The organism is Streptomyces sp. NPDC002935 (genome assembly GCF_040611295.1).
Taxonomy (GTDB): domain Bacteria; phylum Actinomycetota; class Actinomycetes; order Streptomycetales; family Streptomycetaceae; genus Streptomyces.
In genome coordinates this window covers 23,803-30,082 of record NZ_JBEXNW010000063.1, presented here as the reverse complement: position 1 = coordinate 30,082, position 6,280 = coordinate 23,803, and the positions used below count along the sequence as shown (strand labels likewise).

Genomic DNA, 6,280 nt, shown 5'->3' with positions numbered 1-6,280 from the left:
TGTTCTGCTCGACCACGTAGACCAGACCGCCGGTCTCGTGGTTGACGTTGGCGAGGAACGCGGCGGCCTCCTGCTTCTTGACCGTGTCGCTGCCGGTCTTGGCGAAGGCGGGGTAGGCGCCGAGGGCCGCGGTCAGGCCGCTGTACGTGTAGAAGGAGTTCCGGTTCGGGAACATCTGATTGAACTGCGCCTCGGAGACGACGAATCCGCTCGGGGTGCCGCCCCCGGCCGCCGGAGCCGTCCACTTCTGGTTCGCGCCGCCGGTGCAGGTCCAGATCTGCAGCCGGGTGGAGTTGGCCGAGTTGTTCCCGGTGACGTCGACGCACTTGTCGGCCTGGGGGTTCACGATGTCGCGGGCCGCGGTGACGACCCACTGCTGGTTGGGGCCGCCGGAGCAGTCCCACAGCTGGAGCTGGGCACCCGAGGCGGTCGAGTTGCCGGTGACGTCCAGACACTTGCCGAGCGCCCGGATCGTGCCGTCCGCACCGACGTTCCACTGCTGTGCCGCGGTGCCGTTGCAGTCGTAGAGCTGTACGGCCGTGCCGTTGGCCGTGCTCGCGCCGGCCACGTCGACGCACTTGCCCGCGAGGCCGCTGATCTGCCCCGTGGCGGCCGCGGCGGGCGAGGCCGGGAGCACGCTCAGCAGTCCGAGGACAAGGGTGCCGACCGCGGCGTACGCCGCACGTCTCCAACTGTTTTGCATGCCCATGCCATACCTTTCGCCGGTGTGCGCCCTGGACGCTCTGATGGGGGGCCGAAAGAGGGGTCTTCATCAGTTGTTTTAAGGCGTGAGCAAAACCGCGTCAAGGCTTTGGTATGGACCAATTTCGGGGTGGCTCCGGACTGGCCGAAAAGCGCTGGGCCCAAGCACTGGCCCCAAGCGCTGGGCCCCCGCCCCGGCGCGTGAACGCCGAGGGCGGGGGCCCAGTGCTGGAACTACCTGGAACTATCCGGAATTACCGGGAACCACCTGTAACCGGCTCAGACTCCGGCAGGCTCCGGGGACTTGTCCTCATGGGCGACGGCGCTCTCGGCCGACTTGGCCTCCCGCTTCGCCGCCTTCTTCTTCGCCCGGCGCTCCTTGCGCAGCTCGATCATCGCGTACAGCGTCGGGACGAGCAGCAGCGTCAGCAGCGTCGACGTGATGAGGCCACCGATGACGACCACCGCGAGCGGCTGCGCGATGAAGCCGCCCTCGCCGGTCACGCCCAGCGCCATCGGCAGCAGAGCGAAAATCGTCGCCAGCGCCGTCATCAGGATCGGACGGAGCCGGTGCCGGCCGCCCTCGATCACTGCCTCGACCACGCCGTGACCCTGCGCGCGGTACTGGTTGATGAGGTCGATCAGCACGATCGCGTTCGTCACCACGATGCCGATGAGCATCAGCATGCCGATCATCGCGGGGACACCCATCGGGGTGCCCGTGACGATGAGCAGGCCGATCGCGCCGGTCGCCGCGAACGGGATCGACACGAGCAGGATCAGCGGCTGGACCAGCGAACGGAACGTCGCCACCAGCAGCATGAAGACGATCGCGATCGCCGCCAGCATCGCGAGGCCGAGCGACGCGAACGCGTCGTCCTGGTCCTGCGAGACACCACCGATCGATGCCGTGGCACCGGCCGGCAGCTTCAGCTTCTTCAGCTTCGCCGTGAGGTCCGCGCTGACCGCGCCGGTGTTGTCACCGGTCGGCTTGGCCGTGATCGTGGCGGCCCGCTGGCCGTCGATCCGGGTCATCGAGACCGGCCCGTCGACGACCTCCACCTTCGCGATGTCACCGAGCTTCACCGCGCCGAGCCGCAGCCCACGCAGTTCCGCCAGCGTGGTGGCCGGCTCGGCGGACTTGATGACGATGTCCCGCTCGGTGTCGTCGAGGGTCGCCTTGCCGGTGGCCGTGCCGCGTACCGCCTGGGTGACGGCCGCGCCGAGCGTGGCGTCGTTGTAACCGGCCGCCGCCGCCTTGGAGTTGGCCGTGACCGAGATGCGCGGCACGCTCTGCGACAGGTCGCTCGTGACGTCCGTGACGTGGTCGAGCTTCGCGACCTCGTCACGGACCTGGTCGGCCGCCTTGCGCAGCACGTCCTTGTCGGCCGCCTTCACGACGACGCTGAGGTCCTGGCTGCCGAAACCGTCACCGGCCGCGACCGTGGTGGTGCCGAGCCCGGAGAGCTGGCCGAGGCCCTTCTCGATGCGGTCCTGGACGTCCTTGTAGGACGCCGAGTCCTCCAGCATGACCTGGTACGACGCCTGGTTGGTGTCCGTACCGCCGCCGAAGGCCGCCATGAAGCCGGAGGATCCGATGGTGACCTGGTAGTCCTTGACGCCCTTGACGCCGTCGAGGAGCTTCTCGACCTTCCGCGCCTGCTCGTCGGTCGCCGCCAGGCTGGCGCCCGGCTTCAACTCCTGCTTGACGGTGAGGACTTCCTGCTCGCCCTGGTCGAAGAAGTTCGTCTTCAGCAGGGGCGCCATGCCGAACGTGCCGACGAGCACCGCGGCCGCGATCAGCACACTGGTCAGCCGGCGACGGGTCGCGAAGCGCAGGACGGGGACGTAGAAGCGCTGCAGACGGCTGCGCTCCTCCTTCTCCTCGGCCTGGCGCCGGGCCTCCTCCGCGTCCGCGGAGGTGCCCTTGGGGGCGCGCAGGAACCAGTACGAGAGCACCGGGACGACCGTAAGCGAGACGAGCAGGGACGCGAGGAGCGCCGCCGTGACCGTCAGGCTGAAGGAGCCGAACAGTTCGCCGACCATGCCGCCGGTCAGACCGATCGGCAGGAAGACGGCGACCGTGGTGAGGGTCGAGGAGGTGACCGCGCCGGCCACCTCGCGGACCGCCGTGAGGATCGCCTCCTCGCGCTCCTCGCCGTACCCGAGGTGCCGCTTGATGTTCTCCAGGACGACGATCGAGTCGTCGACGACCCGGCCGATCGCGATGGTGAGCGCGCCCAGCGTCAGCATGTTGAGCGACAGGTCCCGCGTCCACAGGACGACCAGGGCCAGCACCACGGACAGCGGGATGGACACGGCGGTGACCAGCGTCGAGCGGACCGACGCCAGGAAGACCAGGATGACCAGGACCGCGAAGAGCAGGCCGAGGGCGCCCTCGGTGGTCAGTCCGTGGATGGACTTCGAGACGGCCGGGCCCTGGTCGCTGACGACGGTGATCTTCGCCCCCGCGCCCAGGTCCGCCCGCAGGCCGGGCAGCTTGTCCTTGACCGCGTCGGAGATGGCGACGGCGCTGCCGTCGTGGTCCATGGTCACCATCACGGCGAGGCTCGGGCTGCCGTCGGTGCGCGTGATGGAGTCGGCCTTGGCCTGCTCCTGCTTCACGGTGGCGACGCTGCCGAGGCGCACCGGCTTCTTGCCGGGCTGTCCCGCGACCATCAGGTCCTGGATCTGCCCCAGCGAGGTGAAGCCGCCGCCGACCCGCACGGTCTGGTTGCTGCCGTCCTCGTCGAAGGAGCCGGCCGGGACGGTCGCCCCGCCCGCCTGGAGGGCCTGGCCGAGGGCGGCCGAGGTGAGGCCGGCCTTCGCCAGCTTCTTCTCGTCGGGCGTGACGGTGACCTGGACGTCCCGCACACCGGTGACCGCGACCCGGCCGACGCCGTCGATGCCGTCGAGGGCGGGGACGACCGTGCGGTCGAGCTGGTCGGCCAGGGCCTGCTGGTCCTTGCCGGAGGTGACGGCGAGGACGACGGTCGGCATGTCGTCCGTCGAGCCGGCGATGACCTGCGGGTCGACGTCGTCCGGGAGCTGGGCGCGAGCCCGGTTGACGGCCTGCTGGACGTCGGCGACGAGCTGCTTGGTGTCGTTGCCGTAGTCGAAGGACGCCATGATCACGGCGTTGCCCTCGCTGGCGGTGGAGGTGACACCGGTGATGCCGTCGACGGCTTCGAGGTTGTCCTCGATGGGCTCGACGACCTGCTTCTCGACCACATCCGGAGACGCACCCTGGTACGGCGCGAGCACGGACACCATGGGCAGTTCGATGGTGGGCAGCAACTGCTGCTTGAGCTGGGGGATCGCTATCGCCCCGAAAGCGAGCGCGATGATCGACATCAGCCCGATGAGGGCCCGCTGCGCGAGGCTGAATCTGGACAGCCAGGACATGGGTGGTGGGTCTCTCTTCTGTGGTTCGAGCGGAAGGCGGGGGGGACTGGGGGGAACGCCCCACGTCACACCTTGGGCCATGAACGGGCGACGATCCGTAGCCCCTGGGTCCATTTCCTTACCGGGAACCTACTCCAGGCGCAGTACGCCCAGGTGACCCTCAGTCCACCCTCGGGCGTACCAGGCCGGTCTCGTAGGCGATGACCACCAGCTGCGCCCGGTCCCGGGCGCCCAGCTTGGCCATGGCCCGGTTGACGTGCGTCTTCACCGTGAGCGGGCTCACTTCGAGGCGCTCGGCGATCTCGTCGTTGGAGTGGCCTCCGGCGACCTGGACGAGCACCTCGCGCTCACGTCCGGTGAGCGCGTCGAGCCGCTCGGCGCGGGCGGGACCGCGCCCGTCGTCACCGTCGCCCTGCGCGAGGAACTTGGCGATCAGGCCCTTGGTCGCCGCCGGGGACAGCAGCGCCTCGCCGCCGGCGGCGATCCGGATGGCGTTCAGCAGCTCGTCGGGCTCGGCGCCCTTGCCGAGGAATCCGGACGCGCCCGCCCTCAGCGACTGCACCACGTACTCGTCGACCTCGAAGGTCGTCAGCATCACGACGCGGACGTGCGCGAGGCCCGGGTCGGCGGTGATGAGCCGGGTGGCGGTGAGGCCGTCGGTCCCGGGCATCCGGATGTCCATCAGCACCACGTCGGCCCGCTCCTCGCGGGTCACCGCCACCGCCTCCGCACCGTCGGACGCCTCCCCCACGACCTCCATGTCCGGCTCCGAGTCGACCAGCACACGGAACGCGCTGCGCAGCAACGCCTGGTCGTCGGCGAGCACGACGCGGATCGTCATACGGGGTCCCCCAGGGCAGGCGCGCGGTTCTTGACCGGAAGGATCGCATGGACGCGGAAGCCGCCTCCGTAGCGGGGACCCGCCGTGCAGCTCCCGCCGATCGCGGTGACCCGCTCCCGCATGCCGAGCAGCCCGTGCCCGCCGCCCTCCTGCGGGCCCGCGTCCTGCCCGGGCCCGTTGTCGAGGACGGTCACCTCCACGTTCGGCCCGACGCGGACCACGCTGACCTCGGCCTTCGCCCCCGTGCCCGCGTGCTTGCGCACGTTGGTGAGGGCCTCCTGGATCACGCGGTACGCGGCGAGGTCGACGGCCGCGGGCAGGGTGGTGCCGTGGTCGGAGCGGGCCACCTCCACGGGGAGCCCCGCGTTGCGGAAGGTGTCGGCGAGCTCGTCGAGGCGGGCCAGCCCGGGGGCGGGCTCGGTCGGGGCCTCGGGGTCGCCGGACTGGCGCAGCAGACCCACGGTGGCGCGCAGTTCGTTGAGCGCCGACCGGCTGGCCTCCCGTACGTGGGCGAGCGCCTCCTTGGCCTGGTCGGGGCGCTTGTCCATCACGTGGGCGGCGACTCCGGCCTGCACATTGACGAGGGCGATGTGGTGGGCGACGACGTCGTGCAGATCGCGGGCGATGCGCAGCCGCTCCTCGGCGACGCGGCGGCGCGCCTCCTCCTCGCGGGTGCGCTCGGCTCGTTCGGCGCGCTCCCTGATCGCGTGCACGAAGGCGCGCCGGCTGCGGACGGCGTCACCCGCCGCCGCGGCCATGCCGGTCCAGGCGAAGACGCCGAGGTTCTCCTGGGCGTACCAGGGCAGCGGTCCCGCGAGCATCGCGACCGCCGTCAGGACGGTCATGGTGACGAGGCCGACGCGCCAGGTCGTGGGGCGGTCCGTGGCCGAGGCCACGGTGTAGAGGGCGACGACGGCGGACATCGCCACCGGGGCCCGGGGGTCGCCGGTCACCAGCTCCACCAGGGAGACGGCGACGGTCGCCGCGAGGACCTTCATCGGGGCGCGGCGGCGGAACACGAGAGCCGCGGCGCCGAGGACCATGAGGGCGAGGCTGAGGGCGTCGGGGGTGCGGGCGCCCCAGGTCGTGCCGTCGGCGCCGTGCGGGTCGACGAAGGAGCCGGCCACCATGCTGACGAGGACGCCTGCGGCGAGGGCGGCGTCCAGGGCGAGGGGGTGTGCGCGCAGCCAGCCCCTCGCGCGCTCCAGGGTGCTCACCCGCTCAACGGTACGGGGCCCTGCCGGGCTGGGAACCGGCCGGTACGGTGCGCTGTCGCCGGGCCGGGGCCGGGGCCAGGCTGACCTGGCCGCCGGGTCGGCGGACGGTACGGTG

At 71.1% G+C, this 6,280-nt stretch carries 4 protein-coding genes; all 4 read right to left on the bottom strand.

The window, feature by feature from the left end; translation table 11 throughout:
* A partial coding sequence (locus ABZX90_RS42535; RefSeq protein ID WP_355213585.1) for a ricin-type beta-trefoil lectin domain protein occupies positions 1-703 on the bottom strand: 703 nt, incomplete at its 3' end.
* 278 nt (positions 704-981) lie between these two features.
* The gene (locus tag ABZX90_RS42530; protein WP_355213584.1) at positions 982-4,107 is read right to left on the bottom strand and encodes an efflux RND transporter permease subunit; all 3,126 of its coding nucleotides are present in this window, start codon (positions 4,105-4,107) and stop codon (positions 982-984) included.
* A gap of 160 nt (positions 4,108-4,267) precedes the next feature.
* A complete protein-coding gene (locus ABZX90_RS42525; RefSeq protein ID WP_351122244.1) occupies positions 4,268-4,948 on the bottom strand; it encodes a response regulator transcription factor in 681 nt (226 codons plus the stop codon).
* Positions 4,945-6,165 carry a sensor histidine kinase gene (locus tag ABZX90_RS42520; RefSeq protein WP_351122241.1) on the bottom strand — a complete coding sequence of 407 codons (1,221 nt, stop codon included), beginning with the start codon at positions 6,163-6,165 and terminating at the stop codon, positions 4,945-4,947. The genes ABZX90_RS42525 and ABZX90_RS42520 overlap by 4 nt, the downstream gene beginning before the upstream one ends.
* Between the last annotated feature and the right edge of the window lie 115 nt (positions 6,166-6,280).

Bases quoted from the DNA above. Each gene is read 5' to 3' on its own strand.
- ABZX90_RS42530 (WP_355213584.1), bottom strand. From the start codon at position 4,107: ATGTCCTGGCTGTCCAGATTCAGCCTCGCGCAGCGGGCCCTCATCGGG.
- ABZX90_RS42525 (WP_351122244.1), bottom strand. From the start codon at position 4,948: ATGACGATCCGCGTCGTGCTCGCCGACGACCAGGCGTTGCTGCGCAGC.